Consider the following 21301-nt stretch of genomic DNA (forward strand, 5'->3'; position numbering starts at 1 on the left):
GAGCGATCGCGGGTGCACCGGCGTACGCGCCGTGCGGGGCCGCGCCGAGGAACCCCACGCGCCCCCGGAACCACTCCTTCGAGGCAATGCCACCTTGTCGTGGACACTGCCAGCATGGCGATCACATGCACAGCGTGAGGGTCTCGGTACGGATCGTGTCGGACATGGCGTTCCCGCCGCACCCGCCCGTCCCGCCCTCACACCCCGAGTGGAGTGGTACCCCCCCGTGGACTTCCTCGTCTTCCCCGATCACCCCGCGACCGACGCGCTCACCCGCTGCCTGCCGGCGAGCCCGTCCCGCCGCACCCTCCACCACCCCTCGGGCCGCCCCTGGATCACCGGCCACTGGTCCCCCGACGAGGCCCTGACCGCCGAGGCCGGACCACGCCGCGCGGTGCTGCTCGGCACCGCCGCCGCGACCGGCGACTCGCTGGCCCGGCTGCTGCACGGCCCGGGCCACCTCGACGGCATCGGCGAGCGCGCCCGCCGGATCCCCGGCAGCCACTTCCTGCTGACCGCCGTCGACGGCGACCTGCGCTGCCGGGGCGACCTCGCAACGGTCCGCCAGATCCACCACACCCGCACCGGCGGCGTCACCGTCGCCGGCAACCGCCCCCAGGACCTGGCGGCGCTCACCCGCGCGGCGGCCCTCGCCGGGCTGCCGCTCGGCACCCCCGGCAGCGGCTCCGTCGACGAGGAAGCACTGGCGCTGCGCCTGCTGTTCCCGTACGCCCCGCTGCCCCTCGCCCTGCGCCCGCTCTGGCGCTCGGTGCCCGCGGTCCCCCCGGGCCACCACCTCACCCTCTACGCCAACGGCCGCCACTCCCTTGCCCGTTGGTGGCAGGCACCGGAGCCGGAGGTCCCGCTGGAGCACGCCGCGGAGACCGTCCGCCGGGCCCTGACCAACGCGATGGCGGCCCGCGCCCAGCGCGCACGGCGACAGGCCGGGATCCACGGCGACCGGGGCGAGGGCCGCGGCACGCTGAGCGCCGACCTCTCCGGGAGCACCGGCTCCACCGGCCTGTGCTTCCTCGCCGCCCGACAGGACGTCCGGCTGATCACCACCTCCTGGACGCACCGCGACGCCGGCCCCGAGGACGCACTGTGGAGCGCCCGCAGCGCGGCCCACCTGCTCGCCGCGGACCGGCAGCGCACCCGCTCCGCCGGCCCCGGCCCGGGCACCCCCACGGTCCCGGGCGCCGGCAAGGGCACCCGCAGGAGCAGGCGCCGCGGCAGGGTCGCGGCCGACGAGCCGCCCCCGCCGCCCGGCGGAGCGCACCTGCCCCTGCCGTACACCGACGTCCCCACCTGGTACACCCCGCCCACGCACCCCGTCCACACCGGCCCCGCCGACCCGGCCGCCCCGCTCGCCGTCATCCGCGAGGCCGCCCGGATCCTGCACCGGTCCCGTCTCGTCGCCGAGCACGGCTCCCGGCTGCATCTGGTCGGCATCGGCGGCGACGAGCTGTTCGCCCACCGCCCGGTGGCCCTCAACTCCCTCGCCCGCCGGGCCCCGTACACCGCGGCCCGGCGCGCCTGGACCGCCCACCACCTGTGCCGCTGGACCGCCCCCGACACCCTGGGCACCCTCTTCGGCGGCCGGTCCTACCCGCAGTGGCTGGCCGGCTGCACCCGCCACGTGGCCGCCGGCACCGGCCCCCGCAGCGCCGGCGCCGACTGGGAGACCGTCCCGGGCCTGCCGCCCTGGACCCACCCGGACGCCGTCGCCACCGTCCGCCGGCTGCTGCGCGAGGCCGCCGCCGAGCGGCCCGAGCCGTTCGCACCGCTGCGCTCCCAGCACGAAGCCCTCCGCGCCGCCGTCCACGCCGGGGAGACCGTCCGCGGCACCGACGCCCTCACCGCCCCGTACCACGTCGGCTGCGAGGCGCCGTTCCTGGACGACGCCGTCATCGAGGCGGCGCTCGCCCTCCACCTCGCCGACCGCACCCGGGCCGGCGTCCACCAACCCCTGCTGACCCGCGCCCTGCACGGCATCGTCCCCGACGGCGTGCTGGGCCGCGGCGCCGCACCCGAGCTCACCGCCGAGGTCCACTCCGGCCTGCGCACCCACCGCGGCGACCTGTCCGCGCTCTGCGACGACTCCCTCCTCGCCGAACGCGGCCTGATCCACCCCGAGGTGCTCCGGCAGCACCTGACGTCCCGCCGGCCGCACCCGCACGCCGTGCGCGGCCTGGACCCCACGCTGGCCACCGAGTACTGGCTCCGCGCCCTAGCCCCCACCGACGTCCCCGCACCGGCCGTCCCGCTCACCACCACCGCCGGCCCCCGGCTGGTGCCCACCTGACCGCCCGGCCCCGCGCCGCGCCCGCACCGCCCGGTGACGCGCACCCGGCGCGGGCGCCCCGAGGCGCTACCCCGCCCGCCCGGCCACCCCCATCGCACAGGCGTCCTCCGGCGGCAGCCAGCCGCCGTCCGGTACGGTCAACCACCCGTCCTGCCGGGCGAGTTCGCGGGCCACCGAGCGCAGCGCGGCCAGCCCGGGATGCCGCAGCCCACGCCGCCACACCATCGACACCGGCGACAGCGGCACGGGATCCACTACCGGCCGCAGCACCATCCCCGGCACCTCGATGAACTCCACGCTCGCCAGCACCGACCACCCCCGCTTCCGCACCACCCGTATGAACTCCTGCGCGCCCTCGATCTCCGGGAACGGCTCGGCCATCGCGATTCCGCGCCCCTCGAAGAGCCGCGCCGCCAGCTCCGTCCACTCCGCGGTCCGCGGATTCCCGGCCCCCGCGTAGAGCGTCTCGCCGGCCAGCGCCGCCAGCGGGACCGCGGACCGCGCCGCCATCGGATGGTCCGCGGCCAGCAGCACCGCCATCGGCTCCAGCCGGACCGGCTGGTGGTCCAGGCCGGCCCGGACCGCGGGCGGCAGGCCCGCGTACCGGCCGAAGGACACATCGAGCCGCCCGTCCGCCAGCTCGGCCGCCGCGCCGGTCAGCCCGCTGTGGAAGCGGGCGACCAGCTCACAGCTGTCCGGCACCCGGCCGCGGGCCACCTCCAGCACCCGGTGCCCGGTACCGACCGGCGCCCCGACGTCGACCAGCAGCGGCCGCTCCGGTGCCGGCCGGAAGGCCGCGGCCAGCTCCTCGTGCGCGGCCAGCACCCGCCGGGCGTGCGGCAGCAGCCGCTCGCCGTCCGCCGTCAGGGCGACCTGGCGGGTGGTCCGTACGAACAGTGCGCTGCCCAACTCCCGCTCCAGCCGCCGGATATCGCGGCTCAGCGCCTGCTGGGCGACGTAGAGCCGGGCCGCGGCGCGGGTGAAGTGCAGTTCCTCGGCGGCGGCGGTGAACGCCCGGAGCAGACGCGGATCGATATCGAACGGCATGCGGCCATCCTGGCAGCGCCCCCGGCCCCGGCCACCGCCCCGCATTCACAACACAGTTGCGTGAAAGGGTGCTGATCAGGTGTTGGACCGCCAGCCGGGGCAGCCGGGATCGTGGACGCATGATCCTCTTCCTCGCCTCCCGGCCGGTGACCTCCCCCACGCTCGGCTCCGCTCGCGCGGGGAGACCCCCATCGCCCGTACGCCCCGCCCCGCGCCGCCGGGCCCGCTTCCGTCCGCTCGCCCCCTACCGCCGGATCTTCGCGCTCCCCGGCACCCGCGCGTTCACTGCCGCAAACCTGCTGGCCCGGCTCCCCATGGGCATGCTCAGCGTCAGCGCGGTCCTGATGATCGCCGGCTCCCGGGGCTCCTTCGCACTCGCCGGAGCGGTGACCGCGACCGGACTGGCGGCGACCGCGCTGGTCGGCCCGTGGACCGCCCGACTGATCGACCGCCACGGCCAGTCCCGGATCGCCGTCCCGGCCACCGCGCTCGCCGCCCTCGGCTCGCTCTCCCTGCTGCTCTGCGTCCACATCGGCGCCCCCGACTGGACCCTCTTCGCCTCCTACGCCGCCACCGCCACCACCCCCAACACCGGCGGTATGTCCCGCGCCCGCTGGGCGCACCTCTTCCGCGACGACCCGGCCGCCCGCCACACCGCCAACTCCTTCGAACAGGCCGCGGACGAGCTGTGCTTCATGCTCGGGCCGGTGCTCGCCACCCTGCTGTGCACCACGCTCTTCCCGGAAGCGGGAACGGCGGTGGCCGCGGCGATGCTGCTGACCGGGGTCCTGCTGTTCGCGGCCCAGCGCCGCACCGAACCACCGGTGGCCGCACCGTCGCCGGACCGCGCCGCCGCCCCGTCCCTCCTGCGCCTCCCCGGCCTGCCGCCCCTCCTGCTCACCTTCCTCGCCACCGGCGCGATCTTCGGCTCACTGGAGGTGGTGACCCTCGCCTACGCCGACGACCAGGGCATCCGCACCGCCGCGGGCGGCCTGCTTGCCCTCCAGGCGGCCGGGTCCTGCGCGGCCGGCCTGCTCTACGGCCTGCTGCGCCCGGCAGGCCGGGCCGGCAACCGTTTCGTCCACTGCGCCGGCGCGATGGCCGCGCTGATGCTGCTGCCGCTGCTCGCCGCGTCCACCGGCAGCCCGGCGGTGCTGGCCGCCGCCCTCCTGGCGGCCGGCATGGCCACCGCGCCGACGATGGTCACCGGCATGGGGCTGGTGCAGTCCCGCACCCCGGCCCACCGGCTGAACGAAGGGATGACACTCGCCGTGACGGCCCTCCTGGGCGGCATCGCGGCCGGCTCGGCGGCGGGCGGCTGGGCGGTGGACCACCTGACCGGCCCCGGCCTCGCCTACACGGTGCCGGCGGGGGCGGCCGCCCTGGCGCTCACCGTGGCGCGGTCGGTCCGTAGCGCCTCATGACGGAACGGGCCTACCGGCACCATGTGGGCGAGGCCGTCGCGGCACAAAGAAAGCAGGGGCCCGCGAGATACTCGCGGGCCCCTGCCGACACATGGGATGAGTGGAGATGGCGGGAATCGAACCCGCGTCCAACGGTGCAGAATCAGGGCTTCTCCGTGTGCAGTTCGCTGCGATTTTCTCAGCCCCGGAGATCACGCGAACAAGTCTCCGACGGGCTCAGTCACTGTTTGATGTCTCCACTGTGCCCCGTGACCGGACTCAGTGGATAAGACCCCCAGCTGATGCCAGGATCCGGGTCGGGATCATCCCCGGGCTGACACTTCGCAGGTCGCTACTTAGGCAGCGAGGGCGAAGGAATCGCGCTTGGTGTTGGCGATTATTGGTTTCGGCATATGGTTTACGAGATCATTGCCGCTTCCTCGACACGCTTCCCCTGCTTCGACATCCGCTGTCGAAACCGATCATCCCCATGTTCTTTTTTCAATCCGTGCACCCCGTCCCGCGGGGTGCACCTGCATCGTACGGGAACAACGCTGTCGGGTGCCAGCGTATTCCCCCGGCCCCACCCGCAGGTCAGGCCCGCTGCCGCCGGCGCGCCGCCGAGATCGCCCGGTCCGCCTCACGGCGGTCCTGCTGCTCGCGGAGCGTCTGCCGCTTGTCGTACTCCTTCTTGCCCTTGGCCAGCGCGATCTCGACCTTCGCCCGGCCGTCCTTGAAGTAGAGGGAGAGCGGCACGATCGTGTGCCCCGTCTCCTGGCTCTTGGACTCCAGCTTGTCGATCTCGAAGCGGTGCATCAGCAGCTTCCGCTTGCGCCGGGCCGCGTGGTTCGTCCACGTGCCCTGGGCGTATTCGGGGATGTGGACGTTGTGCAGCCAGGCCTCATTGCCGTCTATCTGGACGAATCCGTCCACCAGCGACGCCCGGCCCTGACGCAGCGACTTCACCTCGGTGCCGGTCAGCACCAGGCCACACTCATAGGTGTCCAGAATGTGGTAGTCGTGCCGCGCCTTCTTGTGCTGGGCCACGAGCTTCCGCCCGGGCTCCTTGCCCTTGTCCTTGCTCTTGGTCTGCTTGCTCATAGTGCCGCCATTTTCGCACTAGGCACCGGTTCCGAGGCCACTCAATACTGTGCGGGCCCGCTCCTCGGCATGGTCGTCGACGACCAGGTCGGGGATGATGCCGGCGCCGTCGACGGTCCGGCCGGACGGCGTGCGGTAGTGGCCGACGGTCAGCTCGGCGACCGAACCGTCCGGCAGCCGGCTGGGCATCTGCACCGAGCCCTTGCCGAAGGTCGGGGAGCCCACCAGCACCGCCCGGCCCCGGTCCTGGAGGGCACCGGCCAGCAACTCGGCGGCGCTCATCGTGCCGCCGTCGACCAGCACCACGAGCGGGAGGCGGGTGTTGCCGCCGCGCTCGGCGTACAGGGCACGCTGGTCGCCGCGCACGTCGTACGTGGCGACCAGGCCGCCGTCGAGGAAGGCCGAGGCGGTGGCCACCGACTCGGTGACCAGGCCGCCGGTGTTGCCGCGCAGATCGAGCAGCAGACCGCCTTGCGGGGAGGCCCGGCGGACCGCGCGGCGGACCGCGTCACCGGTGCCCTTGGCGAACGAGGCGACCTTGACGCGGGTCGGGTCGTGCGCCCCGGCCGGCCGGTCGACGGTGACGTTCTGGGCGCGCAGCCGGACCCGGCGCAGGGTCGTGCTCCAGCGGCGGTCGCCGCGCTGGAGGTCCAACCGCACGGGGGTGCCGGCACCGGCGCCGGCACCGTGCGAGCCCTGGGGGGCGTCGCCGCGCAGCCGGGCGACGACCTCGGTGACCGGCCGCCCCCGCGTGGCCCGGCCGTCGACGGCGCGCAGCCGGTCCCCCACGGCGATACCGCCCCCCGCGGCGGGGCTGCCCGGCTGGACCCGGGACACCTCGGTCCGGCCGTCGGCCGTCTGCCGCACCCACAGGCCGACACCGACGTACGCACCGTCCAACTGCCGCTCGAAGTCCTCGAACTCGCCCGGTGTGTAGATCGTCGACCAGCGGTCGCCGCTGCGGCTGACGACCTCGGCGGCGGCCTGCGAACCGGACTTGCCGTCCGCGATGGCTTCGGACGCGGCCCGCTCGACGGCCGCGCGGTCCGCGGTGGCGGCCTTGGGTGCGTGTGTGCCGAGCGCCGCGCGGTCCGGGGCGCCGCGCTCCCCGGCGCCCTCCGCCTCGTGGCTCCAGGTGCCGGTCACCGCGCCGGCGGCGAGCACACCGGCGAGGAACAACGTCAGGGCCGCCCCGCGGCGAAAGCGGCGGGGCCGGTCGTACGAACACGGGCCCGACATGGCGGTGAGTCTAGGGGACAAAGGGGCGCCGTACGGCAAAGTTGCCCGTACGGCGCCCCTTGGCGAAGCTCACACCTTGAGGTACTTGCGCAGCGCGAAGAACGCGGCGAGCGCGGGCATCAACAGCCCGATCAGCAGGACCAGCGGGAGCACCGTCACCACCGAGTCCCAACCGATGAAGTTGATCACCTGGATCTTCTTCGCCAGCCAGTTGTTGACGAGGAGGTACTTGCCGCCGACGATCAACACGCAGGCGAAGGTCGCGCCGAGCAGCCCCGCGATGGCGGCCTCCAGGATGAACGGCATCTGGATGTAGAAGCTGGACGCTCCCACCAACCGCATGATCCCGGTCTCCCGCCGACGGCTGAACGCCGACACCCGCACGGTGTTGACGATCAGCATCAGCGCAACGACCAGCATCAGGCCCATCACGCACAGCGCGGCGATGTTCATGCCGTTGAGGAGGTTGAACAGCGGCTCAACGGTGTCCCGTTGGTCCTGCACCTCCTGCACGCCGGGCCGCTCGGAGAACGCAGACTTGATGACCTTGAACTTCGTCGGGTCCTTGAGCTTGACGCGGAAGGACTCCGGCAGCTGGTCGGGCGTCACCAGACCGGCGACGGGCGTGTCGCCGAACTGCTCCTTGTAGTGCTTGTAGGCCTGGTCGCTGGACTCGTACGTCACGCTCTGGACGATCGGCAGATTCTTCAGCTCGGCCTTGATGTCGTCCTTCTGCTGCTGGGTGGCCGCGCCCTTGGCGCAGTTGGCACCGGTTTCGGCGTCGTTCTTGTTGCAGAAGAAGATGGAGACGTTGACCTTGTCGTACCAGTAGCCCTTCATCGTGCTGACCTGGTCGCGCATCAGCAGCGAGGCGCCGAACAGGCCCAGCGAGAGGGCCACCGAGACGATGACGGCGACCGTCATCGTGAGGTTTCGTCGGAGACCGACGCCGATCTCCGACAGGACGAACTGGGCGCGCATGGCGTCCTTTCAGTGCTGGTAGCCGTACACGCCGCGCGACTGGTCGCGTACGAGCCGGCCCTTTTCGAGTTCCATGACCCGCTTGCGCATCTGGTCGACGATCTGCTGGTCGTGGGTGGCCATGACCACCGTCGTACCGGTCCGGTTGATCCGGTCCAGCAGCTTCATGATGCCGACCGAGGTCTGCGGGTCGAGGTTGCCGGTGGGCTCGTCCGCGATGAGCAGCATCGGGCGGTTGACGAAGGCCCGCGCGATCGCGACGCGCTGCTGCTCACCACCGGAGAGCTCGCCCGGCATGCGGTCCTCCTTACCGCCGAGGCCGACGAGTTCGAGGACCTCGGGGACCGTCTTGCGGATCTGCCCGCGCGGCCTGCCGATGACTTCGAGAGCGAAGGCGACGTTCTGCCCGACGGTCTTGTTGGGAAGCAGCCGGAAGTCCTGGAAGACCGTCCCCACCTGGCGCCGCATCTGCGGAACCTTCCAGTTGGAGAGCTTGCCGAGGTCCTTGCCCAGTACGTGCACATGGCCATGGCTGGCCCGCTCCTCACGGAGCAGCAGCCGCAGGAAAGTGGACTTGCCGGAGCCCGAGGAGCCCACCAGGAAGACGAACTCGCCGCGCTCGATCTCAAGCGAGACGTCCCTGAGTGCGGGACGGTTCTGCTTCGGGTAGGTCTTGGAGACGTTGTCGAATCGGATCACTGATGCACCACGGTCGGCCTGGATAGCGGCACGGGTTGCCGAGTTGCGGCTCCCGTCGGTGTGCGTGACCCTACGCGAACCTCGCGGGGCGGTGCAGTCGCCGGAGGGGCTTGGTGCGTTTATTCACGGCACCATTGGGACAAAAAGCCGCACAATTCCGCGGGACGCGCCGTTCTGCGCCGGAGCTGGCACAGTGGATGAGGGAACCAATGCGCCTTCCGGTGCGTTGGTGCAGTGGAGAAGGAGGTCGCATGACGTACGACCGACTGGTGTGCGCCAACTGCGCGGCCCCTGTGAACGAGGGCCGCTGCCCTGTGTGCCGGGCGAGCAGAGAACGGCTCCAGCAGCAGGCGGGCGGTATCTTCGCCCAGCTCAACCCCACGATGCTGGTGGCTCTGATGATCATCCTGATCGCGGTCGGCATGATGCTGCACCAGGCCGCCTGACGGCGCTGGTCACGTGGCGCGTACGCCGATGTGCCGTCGGTAGCGAGGGCGTGAACGCCGAGGGGCCCGGGGCGCTGCTGCGCCCCGGGCCCCTTGTGGTGCCGCGTCAGCGTCAGGCCGCTGCCGCGCCGCCGCCGTTCTTGTTGATCAGACGGGGCAGCATACGGAAGCCGACACCGCCCGCGATCATCGTGGCCGCACCGATGAGCAGGAAGGTGGTGCCGGAGGAACCGGTCTCGGCCAGCTCCCCGCCCTTCGCCTGCTGCTTGGCCTGGCCGGGCGTGTCCGTGATCTGAGTCTTGCCCTTGCCGGGCTGCTCGACCGGCTTGGAGCCCTCGTTGTCGGTGCCGGTGCCGGTGGAGTCGCCGCCGGTGTTGCCACCGCCGTTGTTCCCACCGCCGTTGTTGCCGCCACCGTTGTTGCCACCGGCGTTGCCGCCGTTCTGGCCACCGTTCTGACCGCCGGCGTTGCCGCCGTTCTGGCCGCCGTCCTGGCCACCGGCGTTGCCGCCGTTCTGGCCACCGTTCTGGCCGCCATCCTGACCGCCGGCGTTGCCGCCGTTCTGGCCGCCGTCCTGGCCACCGGCGTTGCCGCCGTTCTGGCCACCGTTCTGACCGCCGTCCTGGCCGCCGTTCTGGCTGCCGGTCTGACCGCCGTCGTTCGAACCGCCGATCTCGCCGCCGGTCTGACCGCCGTCGTCCGAACCGCCGATCTCGCCACCGATCTGGCCGGTGGTGGTGCCGCCGTCGGTGGAACCGGTGGTGGTGCCGGAGGTGTCGCCGCCGGTCTGGCCGCCGTCGTCCGAACCGCCGGAGTCGCCGCCGCCGATGATCCCGCCGATGATCCCGCCGATGATCCCGCCATCCTGGCCGCCGGCGTCACCCGGGCTGGCCGCGGAAGCGGCGCCGGCGGCGGTGAGCGACGCACCCGCCGCGATCACCGCACTGGCCGCAATGCGCGCTACGCGCAGCCGCGTCTTCTTCGTCATGTACTGCTACCCCCAGTAGCTGAACTCGTCATTGGAGCACCGCTGTACGGGGCGACGGGCCGATGGGGGTACGCGAGCATCGGCTCCGCACTGCGGACTCGCCGCTCATCTCCCCGTTCATACACGCGCCCCAGACATACGCATGCCGCGCCCAGCCTTCCCAGTTCGGCCAACATCGTCAAGGCCGAATAAAGTCCGGATGCCCGAATTGCTGGGAGTTGGGCGGTACATGGACATACGACTGTGACCAAACCGCCACGGCAAAAACAACTGCCTCCCTGAAGGAGGCAGTTGTTCCGGTGTCAGATGGCGTGCGTTCCGGTGTCGGGCGGGCCTTCCCGGACCGGGAGGACGCGCCCGGCGCCCTACTTCTCCTGCTGCTTGCGCCAGCGGATGCCGGCCTCCAGGAAGCCGTCGATCTCGCCGTCCAGCACCGCCTGCGGATTGCCGACCTCGAACTCCGTCCGCAGGTCCTTGACCATCTGGTAGGGGTGCAGCACGTACGAACGCATCTGGTTGCCCCAGGAGTTGCCGCCGTCGCCCTTGAGCGCGTCCATCTTGGCCTGCTCCTCCTGGCGGCGACGCTCAAGGAGCTTCGCCTGGAGGACGTTCATCGCGCTCGCCTTGTTCTGGATCTGCGAGCGCTCGTTCTGGCAGGAGACGACGATGCCGGTGGGGAGGTGCGTCAGCCGGACCGCGGAGTCGGTGGTGTTGACGCCCTGGCCGCCGGGGCCGGACGAGCGGTACACATCCACCCGCAGGTCCGATTCGTCGATCTCGATGTGGTCGGTCTTCTCGACCACGGGCAGCACCTCGACACCGGCGAACGACGTCTGGCGGCGGCCCTGGTTGTCGAACGGCGAGATGCGCACCAGGCGGTGCGTGCCCTGCTCGACGGAGAGGGTGCCGTAGGCGTACGGGACATTGACCGCGAAGGTGGTCGACTTGATGCCGGCCTCTTCCGCGTACGAGGTCTCGTAGAGCTCGGTCTTGTAGCCGTGCCGCTCGGCCCAGCGCAGGTACATCCGCTGCAACTTCTCCGCGAAGTCGGCGGCGTCCACGCCCCCGGCCTCGGCACGGATGTTGACGACCGCCTCACGAGCGTCGTACTCGCCGGACAGCAGCGTGCGGACCTCCAGCTCCTCGACGGCCTTGCGGACCTCGGCCAGCTCGGCCTCGGCCTCGGCGCGGGCGTCCTCGTCGTCCTCGGCGTCGGCCAGCTCGAAGAGCACTTCGAGGTCGTCGACCCGGCTCCGCAGCTCCTCGGCGCGACGCAGCTGGCCCTGGAGGTAGGACAGCTGGCTGGTGACCTTCTGGGCGCTCTCCGGGTCGTCCCACAGGGACGGCGCCGCCGCTTGCTCCTCAAGCACGGCGATGTCGGCCCTCATCTTGTCGAGGTCCAGGACGGCCTCGATCGACCCCATGGTCGAGGAGAGGGACTTCAGCTCTTCGGATACATCGACGACTGCCACGCACCCAGCCTAACGGCTACCACCGACAACCTGACCCGCCCCGGCAGGTCGGGCCTGCCGGGGCCGGTGACCGGACCGTCACGGAGCGTCCGGCTCGGGCTGGTGGACGCCCGGTGTGGCATCGCCGGAGTCCTCTCCGCCGGACGCCAGCCAGCCGCCCAGCCCCGCCGCCACGACCACCGCGGCGGCCGCCGCACCCAACTTGATCCGGCGACGGCGCACCGCCTCCGGCGACGAACGGTGCCGGGCCGAACCCGCCCGGCGCTGCCCGGCGACGCGCGGCGTCCGGGCCGTGCCGTGCGCACCGCCCGCCAGCTCGTCCGGGCCCGGAACCCGCATGCTGGTGTGGGTCTCCCGGTTGGAGTCCGGCGCCGAGCCTTGGACCAGCGGGACCGCGCCGCGCGGCGGAGTGGCCTCCCCCGCGGCCGCGGACGGGTAGAACGCCTCCTCCCGCGACCCGGCGGCCGCACCGTCCGGCCCGTCCTCCGGCTGCTCGCCCTCCGGCTCGTCGATGTCCAGCGGCGGCATCCCGGCCAGCCCGGGCAGCAGCTCGCGCAGCCGGGCGGCCAGCTCCGGGGCGCGCAGCCGGGAGGCCGGCGCCTTGGCCAGGCACTGCACCAGCAGCTGCCACAGCTCGTCGGGGATGCCGGGCAGCGGCGCCACGCTCTCGGTGACATGGCGGCGCAGCACCGCCCCCGGGTGCCCGCCGCCGAACGGCGTGAACCCGGCGAGCAGCTCGTACAGGACCGTCGCCAGTGCATAGACGTCCACCGAGGCGCGCGGCGGCAGTCCCTCGATGATCTCCGGGGCGAGGTAGTCGGGGGTGCCGATGACCTTCGCCGAACGAGGCGAGACGGGGGTCCCGCCGGCCGGCGTCCCCCGGCTACCGCCGGGAGGTGCCCCCAGGGGGAGGGCGCGGCGCGGGGAGTCGACGAGCCGGGCGATACCGAAGTCCGTGAGCAGCGCGGGGTGCGCACCACCGGGGCCGAGCGGGCCCTGCATGTCCAGCAGGACGTTCTCGGGCTTGACGTCGCGGTGCACGATCCGGGCGGCGTGCGCCGCGGCGAGCCCGTCGGCGACGTCCGCGGCGATCGCCACGGCCGCCTCCGGGGCCAGCCGACGCTCCCGCTCCAGACGGGTGCGCAGGTCGGTGCCCCGCACCAGGTCCATCACCAGCGCCAGGTCGTTGCCGTCGACGACGAGGTCGCGGACGCCGACGACGTGCGGGTCCTCCAGCCCCAGCAGCGCGGCCCGCTCCTGTACGAAGCGGCCGACGAGCTCCTGGTCGGAGGCGAGATCCTCACGCAACAGCTTGATGGCCACGGCCCCCTCGGGACCCTCGCCCAGCCATACCGTGCCGGCACTGCCGCGCCCCAGGATCTGGTGGGCGGTGTACCGGCTGCCGATCTTCCGTGCCAAGACTGCTCCGACGTGTCGGGCCCCCGAGCGTCCTGCGGGGGCTGAGGTTGGCGTCAAAGCTACGCGGATGCCACCGGGTTCAGTGCCCCGGACGGCGGCAACCTTCACTTCTGTGGGCGAAATTGCCCCTCGGAAGTCGACAAATCCATGAAGCCGCCCCGGACCCAGGGGTCCGGGGCGGCTTCATGGTCAGGCACTGAGTTGGTTCACGAAGTGCTCCACCTGCCGGTACATGTGGCCGATCTGGGCGAAGAAGCCCCGGGTCGTACCGATCCACTCCTGGAGCGGGGTGAGCTCCCAGATCAGCCAGCCCGCCACGAAGAGCAGGAGCAGCGTGAACAGACAGCCCTTGAGGCAGCCGAGACCCGGGATCTTCATCGGGTTGGCGCTGCGCGGACGCGGTTCCCGCCGCGGCCGGGGCTCCGGCGCGGGCGGCCGCTGCGGCTCGTAACGCTGCGGCGGCGGCTCCTGACGACGCTGCGGCGCCTGCGGCGGCTGCTGCTGCTGCGCGTACGGCACCGGAGCGGGCTGCTGACGGTACTGCTGCGGCGGCGGGGCGGCCGGCCGGCGCTGCGGACGGCGGCGCAGCGGATCCTGGCCGGGGTCCAGGTACTGCACCTGCGTCTGCTCGTTGCGGTCACGGGCGGCCCGCATCTGGGACTCCCACGGATGGGGCCCCTCCGGCTCCTGCGGGCCGGCCGACGGCGCCCCCATCGGCATCGGCGGCACCGGCGGCATCGCCCGGGTCGGATCGGCATCCCGCCCATCGGGACCACCCGGCCCGGACGGCCCCGTCGACGGCAGCACGCTCGTCGCCGCCGCCGGGTCGTACGCACCCGCGCCCGGCCCCGACGGGAGCACCTGCGTCGGATCGGCGTCGCCACCGGCGGCACCCGTACCCGGAACCGTCGCCGGCGCCGGGTCCGGAGCCAGCAGCGCGGCGACGCCGAGCGCCGCCTCGGCCTCGGCCGGACGGGCGTGCACCCCGATGCCGGCCGCGACCGTGCGCAGCGCACGGGCCAGGTTCTCGGCGCTCGGCCGCTCCTCGGGGCGCTTGCGCAGACAGCGCTCTATGACCGTCCACAGCGGCTCGGGGAGCGTGCTGGGACGGCGCGGCTCCTCGCTCAGATGCCGGTGCAGCACCTCCAGGGCCGTCGCCCCGGCGAACGGCGGACGGCCGGTGACCAGCTCGTACAGCAGGATGCCGGCACCGTAGATGTCCACCGCGGAGGTCTGCGGACGGCCCTCGGCGGACTCCGGCGCCACATACGCGGGGGTGCCGACGAACTCGTGCGTACGGGTCAGGCCCGGGGAGTCGGCCAGCCGGGCGATGCCGAAGTCGGTCAGCATCGGGTGCATCTCGCCGCTGGCGTCGGCCCCGGCCAGCAGGACGTTCGCCGGCTTCAGGTCGCGGTGGACCACCCCGTCGGCGTGGCTGGCCGCCAGCGCATCGGCGATCTGGGCGGTGAGCAGGGCGGCCGCCACCGGGCTGAAGGGCCCGTTGTCCCGCAGATAGCGGTGCAGGTCGGGGCCGTCCACCAGGTCCATCACCAGCGCGAGCAGATCGCCCTCGACGACCAGGTCACGGGTGCGGACGATGTTGGGGTGGGTGAGCCGGAGCAGGACGGAGCGCTCGCGCAGGAAGCGCATCACCACGTCCGCGTCGTGCGCCAGCTCCTCCTTGAGGACCTTGATCGCGACCGTCTCACCGGGCTCTCCTGCCACGGCGGCCTCGGCGCCCGCCGCCTCCCGCTGGCGGGCACGCCAGACGGTGCCCGTGGCGCCGCGTCCCAGCGGCTCCTCGAGCAGGTACTTGCTGCCTACCGGCCGCACGTCATGCGCTCCCTGGTCGTGATGGATCTCTTTCCCGGGCCCGCTGGGTCAGCTGGTCCGGCCCCGCGCGGCCGGTCGACCGAAGGTCATCTCCGCGCGGCCCGTCCGATCCACTGTAGTGCCGTCGCACAAGCTTCTCGGTCCGGCGAGCCGGGCCCGGCTCGTGGGGAAGACGCGCGTTCCGGACGGATGGTTGCCCACCCCCGCGGCGACGCGTGAACCCTGCGCACCACTCGGTCGGGGACGATTCCGCACTGACCATGACGGTCCGAATCCGCCCGGACACCATGCGCAAGCAGGCACTTTTTCGCCTTTAGACGACCAATCAAGATCACTGAGTGACGGTCGGCGGGCGTGTTGTCAGTGGCAGGTGCGAGGATGCATCCAGCACGATGCGGTGGGGGCGCGCGGTCTTTGTCGCGACGTGCACTTGGGACTTGTACGTGCCGACGTGCTCGGGTCGGCGGGGGAAGTGAGCGGCCCCCTGCCCCTCCCGGCAGAAGGGACCGTTGACGGCGATGCAGATCCGGCTGACCGTCCTCGGGCCGCGCAGCGGCCACACCACACGGGCCTGCGACGTGCTCGTGACGGCCCCCGCCGGGACCGCGCTGGCAGCGGTGGCCGGCTCCCTCGCCGCCTCCGTGGCAGGCACCGGCGCCGACGTCGGCGGCGCGGGCGGCGGCAGCGGCCCGGTCGTGGTCTACGCCGGATCCGAGCGGCTCGACCCCCAGCGCGCCGCCATCGGCGAACCCCCACTGATCGACGGCGCGGTGCTCTCCCTCCACGGCCCGGGACCGGCCCCCGCCCACGGCCTGCCGCACGGCTCCGCCCGCCTGCGCATCATCTGCGGCCCCGACGCCGGCGGCGTCCACCTCCTGCACGGCGGCCAGATCCGCATCGGCCGCTCCGCCGACGCCGACGTCCCCCTCGACGACCCGGACGTCTCCCGGCTCCACTGCGCCGTCACCGTCGAACCCGACGGCTCGGTGTCCGTGGCCGACCTGCGCTCCACCAACGGCACCGCCGTCGACGGCATCGAGCTCGACGAACAGCCCGCCCCCCTGCTCCCCGGCGCCCTGCTGCGCATCGGCGAATCCGCGCTCCGCCTCCAGTCCGCCCCCAGCGCCCCGGCCCCCGCCCTGCGCACCACGCCCGACGGCGAAGGCCAGCTGCGGATCGCCCCGGGCGACGACGCCCCCTACGCGATCACCGCCACCGACGGCACCGGCGCCCCGCACCCCGTAGGCGCCGCCGCGGCCCTCCCCGTACCGGCCCCGCGCACCCCATCACCGGACCCGGCCGCCCGGCGCGACACCCCACTGCGCGGCACCACCGCCCCGCACACCGGTCCCCGGCCCGACACCCCCGACCACCACGCCACCGCCCCCCGAGCCCCGTACGGCAACGCCACCGCCTTCCCGCACGCCCCCGCTCCCGACGCCTCCCACCCGGCCGCGGCCACCGCCCACGGCTACGGGCACGGCCTCGACCGCGCCCCGGAAGCCGACCTCCCTCCGACCGGCTTCGCCCCCGGCGTCCGCGACGAACACGCCTACGGAGCCCCGACCGGCGCCACGGACCGGACGCACGGCGGCCAGCAGTCCCTCGCCCCGGCCGACGACGCACCCGCCGACGAGGCACCCAGAAAGGCCGGGCGGCGCGGCGGAATCGGCGCCTGGGCCCGGCGTCTGACCGGCGGCCGGCCCGCCGCCGAACGGCCCTACGAGGACCGCACCGCACCCACCACCGACCACCAACCGGCCGGCACCGCCGCCGCCCCGGCCGGCGCCCCCGGTGACGCACCCGCCGGCCCGGCCACCGGACCCGCCGCGGACGAACGATGGCCGGACGCCGCCACGATCCTGCTCACCGCACTCGGCCCCGGCCCCCGCCTCTGGGAACGCGGCCAGGACCACCCCGACGCCCTGACCGTCCGCCTGGGGACCGCCAGCCGGGCCGGCGGCCGGGCCGCCGTACCGATCGCCGTCGAACTGCGCCAGGTCGGCTCCCTCGGCCTGGCCGGCCCCCGCACCCGACTCGCCGGGCTGGCCCGGTCCGCCATCGCCCAGCTCGCCGCCCTGCACTCCCCCCACACCCTCGACATGGTGCTGATCAGCACCGACCGGGCACGCAGCACTGGGGACCGGGTGGCGGACTGGTCCTGGCTCGGCTGGCTGCCGCACGTCCGCCCGGCCCGCGGCCAGGACTGCCGCCTGCTGCTGGCCTACGACAAGGATCAGGCCACGGCCCGCACCACCGAACTCGTCCGGCGACTCGACGACGGCCCGCTGGGCCCCGGCTGGGCCAGCGCCGACCGCACCGAGGTCGCCGCCGCCGCGGCCCACCACCAAGGCCCCCACACCCTCGTCATCGTGGACGGCGACCCCGGCTCCTCCGCACTGCGCGAAACCACCGCCCGACTCGCAGCGGGCGGCCCGGCGGTCGGCATCCACCTCCTGTGCCTGGCGGAGACCCCGGCCGCCTCGCCCTCCTTCCCCCTGGCCGCCACCTACGAGGCGGCCCGCACCGCCTCACCCGCCTTCGGCGAATGCGGGGCGGTGGCCGTACTCAGCGGCGACGTCGCCACCGCGCTGCGCGTCGTCCACCCCGGCTCCGGGCCGAACGGCACGGTGGCGACGGTCGACGCGGTCTCCGCCGCCTGGGCCGAACGCTTCGCCCGAGCACTGGCACCACTGCGCGAGGCCGACACCACCACGGCCGGCGGCCCGGCGCACCGCACCGCCGCCCCGCTGCCCGAATCGGCCCGACTGCTCGACGAACTGGGACTGGCCCGCGCCACCCCCGCGTCCCTGATGGCCCGTTGGGCCGCCGCACTGGACACCGACCAGCCCGGCGCCCCCGCGGTCCTCGGCGCCGGACCCCACGGCCCCCTGTGCGCCGACCTCGCCGCCGACGGCACACACCTCCTCCTGGAAGGCGCACCGGCCACCGGCAAGACCGAACTGCTCCGCTCGCTGGCCGCTTCCCTGGCCGCCGCGGACCGGCCCGACCTGCTGTCCCTGGTGCTGGTCGACGGCGGCGGCAGCGAGCGCGGCGAAGGCCTGCGGATGTGCACCGACCTCCCGCACGTCACGACCTACCTGGCGGCCTCCGACCCGATGCGCATGCGGGAGTTCGCCCAGGCCCTGTCCTCCGAACTGAAGCGCCGCGCCGAAATACTCGCCGGCACCCCCTTCGCCGAATGGCGCGCCAAGCACCTCCCGGCACCGCAGATCATCGCGCCGCGCCGCTCCACCGAAAACGGTGACACAGCGCAGGAACAAATCACTCTCCGTAATCGTTGCCGTAACAAGGAGGAGGCAGGCGGCACCCCGGCAGACCCGTCAACCACCGGCACACTGCGCCTCCGCGCACGCACCACACCCCCCACCGACACCCCCGAGAACCACCACGCCTCCCCCACCCCCCAAGAAACCCCCTACACCCGTCCCACCCACGCCCCCTCCCCCACCCACGCCCACGGTCAACCAGCCCCCGACCAACCGGCCCCCCACGGCACCGAGGGCAGCCCTACCCCGGCCGCCGCCCCCATGCCCCGCCTGTTCGTCCTGGTCGACGACTTCGACGCCCTGGTCGCCCCGGCACTCGGCAGCCCGGGCCGCCCGGCCGCCGGCTCGGTCGTCCGTGCGCTTGAGGCCGTGGCCCGGGACGGAGCAGCACTCGGTGTCCACCTGATAGCCGCCACCGGCCACCCGGACCGCACGGCAGAGACGGCGACCAACGAACGGGCCGGCCTGCGCGTCGAGTTGGGCACGACCACCGACCCGTCCGAGCCGGTGCCGACCGGCCGCGGCCGACTGCACCGCGCGGCGGACGGCTCCACGACACCGTTCCAGGCAGGCCGGGTCACCGGCCGGATACCTCGCACCTCCACGCTGCGCCCGACGGTCGTCCCCCTGGAGTGGCAGCGGATGGGCGATCCCCCGGCCCGGCGCCCACTGCGCGAGTTGGGCAACGGCCCGACGGACCTCGCCCTCCTGGCCAGCGCCCTGCAACGAGCCGCCCAGTCCTCGGACGCCCCACCCGCCCCGCCTCTGGTGTGAGCTCTGGTGTGAGCGCGCCCCCGCTTCTGGCGTGAGGGCCGGACGGGCGTGGCTCCGGCTGTGGTGTGAGTGCAGGCCGGGGCGTACGCGCCGACCGGGCCGAGCTCGATGTCGTGTGGCGCGCCCGTAACAGCCGCATCACGAAAGGTGAGTTGGCGCCGGACGCGGTATTGCGGAGGTTGTGGGCAGGGCGTAGACCTGACGGACACCGGGACGGACACCGGGTGGGACCTGTCGGACACCGGATGGCACGTGAGGGCGCAGGCAGGTACCAGGCAGGCACCAGGAAGGCACCGGGCAAGCACACCGAACGTTATTCGGGAACGTTACTCGGAACGGCGCTCCGAACGGCAGATCGAACGACACTGAACGGCGCTGCACGACTCTGAAGGAATCTGAACGGCGCTGACACGAGGGCGGGCATCACCGCTCAGCAGCAGGGTTCTGAGCGCGGTGGTCGAGCGGGCCCCGCGAGCACGACCTAGCAGCCCGCCCTAGCAGTACGCCCTGGTGGCACGGCCTACAGCACGGCCGTAGGTGGCGCCGCTGCTCTTGGGAGCAGCCGGGCGGGCCGGTGTCGGGCTGCTGCGGTCAGGTGCAGCGGCGCGGCAGCACCGAACCACCACCGGAAGAGCGCACAGCGCGACAGCACACCACCACCGGACAGCACGACAGCACGGCACACCGGGACAGCGCACAGCGCATCACCACCACCGGACAGCGCGACAGCACGGCAGCGTCGGACGGCACGGCAGCGCCGGACAGAGCAAGTGCGAGCGCGCGTACACGGACGAGCACCAGCGCCGCCGGTGCGTGGCAGGCGCAGTGACAAGGGGCTACGACGAGGGGTTACGGGGATGCGCAGAGGACTCGATCGCAGGGCGGGACGGGGCACGGGAATCGACCGTGTCAACGGGTTCGGTCGTGTGGGTGGGCGGCGTGTGGGTGGGCGGCGGGGCGTGACCGCGGTGGCGGGAGTCGCGGTGCTGGCGCTGGCGTTGGGGGCGTGTGGGGGCGGGGGGGCGAAGGACACGAAGGACGGTGGGGGCGACGGCGGGAAGGATGGGGGTGCCGCGCCCACGGTGCGGCTGCCAGCGTTGGGTGGCCAGAAATTGCAGGTCACGGCGGTGTGGACGGGGGCGGAGCGGGAGAACTTCGTCAAGGTGCTGGACGAGTTCGAGCGGCGGACCGGTGCCAAGGTCGACTTCGTGCCCAGTGGTGACGACATGGCCGGGTTCATCGGGTCGAAGATCGCCGGTGGGGGTCCGCCGGATGTGGCGATGCTCCAACAGGTGGGAGTGCTCAATGAGTTCGCGGAGAAGGGCTGGTTGAAGCCGCTCGGCCCTTCCGCCAAGGCGCAGTTGGCCAAGGACTACAGCAAGGGTTGGCAGGATCTGGGGGCTCATAAGGGCACCGAGTACGGCGTGTACTTCAAGGCCAGCAACAAGTCGTTGGTCTGGTACAACGCCAAGGCGTTCGAGAGTGCGGGGGTCGGTGAGCCCAAGACCTGGAAGGACTTCCTCAAGGCGGCGCAGACGGTCTCCGATTCGGGTGTGGAGCCGGTTTCGGTGGGGGGTGCGGACGGTTGGACGCTGACCGACTGGTTCGAGAACGTCTATCTCTCGCAGGCGGGGCCGGAGAAGTACGACCGGTTGGCGCGGCATGAGATCGCGTGGACGGATCCTTCGGTCCGGCAGGCGCTGACGACGCTCGGGGAGCTGTTCGGGCGTAAGGATCTGCTCGTCGGCGGGAATGCGGGGGCGTTGCAGACGGATTTCCCGACGTCGGTGACGCAGACGTTCAGCGGGGGTGATTCCCCGAAGGCTGCGATGGTCTCGTCGGCCGATTTTGCGGCGGCGAACATTTCCCAGACCAAGGCCAAGGTCGGTACGGATGCGAAGGTGTTCCCGTTTCCGGCGGTGGGGGCGAAGTCTCCCGTGGTGACCGGCGGAGATGTGGCGGTGGCCTTGAAGGACGGCAAGGCGGCGCAGGCGCTGCTGACGTTTTTGGCGTCGACCGACGCGGCCAGGATCTGGGCGCAGGCCGGCGGTTTCATTTCGCCGAACAAGGAGCTGGATCAGGCTGCCTATGCGGATGGTGTGATGCGGAAGATCGCGAAGGCGTTGATCGGGGCGGGGGATGATTTCCGCTTCGACATGTCCGATCAGGCACCGGCGTCGTTCGGTGGGAAGCCGGGGCAGGGTGAGTGGAAGGACCTACAGGACTTCCTGAAGAACCCGAAGGACGTCGCGCGGACGCAGGCCAGGTTGGAGAAGGACGCGGTGCGGTCGTTCGGGCGCTGAG

Annotated in this window: 14 protein-coding genes and 1 other RNA gene; 5 read left to right on the forward strand and 10 right to left on the reverse strand. The window is 72.9% G+C overall.

Going from position 1 to position 21301, the window contains the following annotated elements:
- Nucleotides 1-226 precede the first annotated feature (226 nt).
- Nucleotides 227-2305 (forward strand): asparagine synthase-related protein, encoded by a 2079-nt coding sequence (locus tag AB0C96_RS23165; RefSeq protein WP_362919598.1) that lies wholly within the window; start codon nucleotides 227-229, stop codon nucleotides 2303-2305.
- A 66-nt stretch (nucleotides 2306-2371) separates the two neighbouring features.
- On the opposite strand, the gene AB0C96_RS23170 is transcribed toward AB0C96_RS23165, so the two are convergent.
- Nucleotides 2372-3352 (reverse strand): LysR family transcriptional regulator, encoded by a 981-nt coding sequence (locus AB0C96_RS23170; RefSeq protein WP_362919600.1) that lies wholly within the window; start codon nucleotides 3350-3352, stop codon nucleotides 2372-2374.
- A 119-nt stretch (nucleotides 3353-3471) separates the two neighbouring features.
- Here AB0C96_RS23170 and AB0C96_RS23175 point away from each other — a divergent pair, with 119 nt between their 5' ends.
- Nucleotides 3472-4776, forward strand: coding sequence for an MFS transporter (locus tag AB0C96_RS23175; RefSeq protein WP_362919601.1), 1305 nt, complete (start codon nucleotides 3472-3474; stop codon nucleotides 4774-4776).
- A gap of 98 nt (nucleotides 4777-4874) precedes the next feature.
- On the opposite strand, the gene ssrA is transcribed toward AB0C96_RS23175, so the two are convergent.
- The 5 genes from ssrA to ftsE all read right to left on the reverse strand — a co-directional run bounded on the left by ssrA (nucleotide 4875) and on the right by ftsE (nucleotide 8775).
- Nucleotides 4875-5245, reverse strand: a transfer-messenger RNA (tmRNA) gene (ssrA, locus tag AB0C96_RS23180).
- 104 nt (nucleotides 5246-5349) lie between these two features.
- Nucleotides 5350-5856 (reverse strand): SsrA-binding protein SmpB, encoded by a 507-nt coding sequence (gene smpB, locus AB0C96_RS23185; RefSeq protein WP_362919602.1) that lies wholly within the window; start codon nucleotides 5854-5856, stop codon nucleotides 5350-5352.
- An 18-nt stretch (nucleotides 5857-5874) separates the two neighbouring features.
- Nucleotides 5875-7095 carry a S41 family peptidase gene (locus AB0C96_RS23190; protein WP_362919603.1) on the reverse strand — a complete coding sequence of 407 codons (1221 nt, stop codon included), beginning with the start codon at nucleotides 7093-7095 and terminating at the stop codon, nucleotides 5875-5877.
- Nucleotides 7096-7164: 69 nt separating this feature from the next.
- Nucleotides 7165-8076 (reverse strand): permease-like cell division protein FtsX, encoded by a 912-nt coding sequence (gene ftsX / locus AB0C96_RS23195; RefSeq protein WP_362919604.1) that lies wholly within the window; start codon nucleotides 8074-8076, stop codon nucleotides 7165-7167.
- Between the two features lie 9 nt (nucleotides 8077-8085).
- Nucleotides 8086-8775 carry a cell division ATP-binding protein FtsE gene (gene ftsE, locus AB0C96_RS23200; protein WP_362919605.1) on the reverse strand — a complete coding sequence of 230 codons (690 nt, stop codon included), beginning with the start codon at nucleotides 8773-8775 and terminating at the stop codon, nucleotides 8086-8088.
- Between the two features lie 251 nt (nucleotides 8776-9026).
- Between ftsE and AB0C96_RS23205 the strand changes: the two genes are divergently transcribed.
- Nucleotides 9027-9221, forward strand: coding sequence for a hypothetical protein (locus tag AB0C96_RS23205; protein ID WP_362919606.1), 195 nt, complete (start codon nucleotides 9027-9029; stop codon nucleotides 9219-9221).
- A gap of 112 nt (nucleotides 9222-9333) precedes the next feature.
- On the opposite strand, the gene AB0C96_RS23210 is transcribed toward AB0C96_RS23205, so the two are convergent.
- The 4 genes from AB0C96_RS23210 to AB0C96_RS23225 all read right to left on the reverse strand — a co-directional run bounded on the left by AB0C96_RS23210 (nucleotide 9334) and on the right by AB0C96_RS23225 (nucleotide 14933).
- Nucleotides 9334-10209, reverse strand: coding sequence for a hypothetical protein (locus tag AB0C96_RS23210; RefSeq protein ID WP_362919607.1), 876 nt, complete (start codon nucleotides 10207-10209; stop codon nucleotides 9334-9336).
- Nucleotides 10210-10574: 365 nt separating this feature from the next.
- A complete protein-coding gene (prfB, locus tag AB0C96_RS23215) occupies nucleotides 10575-11681 on the reverse strand; it encodes a peptide chain release factor 2 (RefSeq protein WP_362919608.1) in 1107 nt (368 codons plus the stop codon).
- Nucleotides 11682-11759: 78 nt separating this feature from the next.
- Entirely contained in the window at nucleotides 11760-13100 is a 1341-nt protein-coding gene (locus AB0C96_RS23220; protein WP_362919609.1) for a protein kinase, read from the reverse strand.
- A gap of 189 nt (nucleotides 13101-13289) precedes the next feature.
- The gene (locus AB0C96_RS23225; protein ID WP_362919610.1) at nucleotides 13290-14933 is read right to left on the reverse strand and encodes a serine/threonine-protein kinase; all 1644 of its coding nucleotides are present in this window, start codon (nucleotides 14931-14933) and stop codon (nucleotides 13290-13292) included.
- A 518-nt stretch (nucleotides 14934-15451) separates the two neighbouring features.
- Here AB0C96_RS23225 and AB0C96_RS23230 point away from each other — a divergent pair.
- Both AB0C96_RS23230 and AB0C96_RS23235 read left to right on the forward strand, forming a co-directional pair.
- Entirely contained in the window at nucleotides 15452-18997 is a 3546-nt protein-coding gene (locus AB0C96_RS23230) for an FtsK/SpoIIIE domain-containing protein (RefSeq protein ID WP_362919633.1), read from the forward strand.
- 968 nt (nucleotides 18998-19965) lie between these two features.
- Nucleotides 19966-21300: an ABC transporter substrate-binding protein gene (locus tag AB0C96_RS23235; RefSeq protein WP_362919634.1), complete on the forward strand. Its 1335-nt coding sequence runs from the start codon at nucleotides 19966-19968 to the stop codon at nucleotides 21298-21300.
- Nucleotide 21301 lies beyond the last annotated feature (1 nt).

The sequence above is a fragment of the Streptomyces sp. NPDC048506 genome, from assembly GCF_040651315.1.
Lineage (GTDB): Bacteria > Actinomycetota > Actinomycetes > Streptomycetales > Streptomycetaceae > Streptomyces.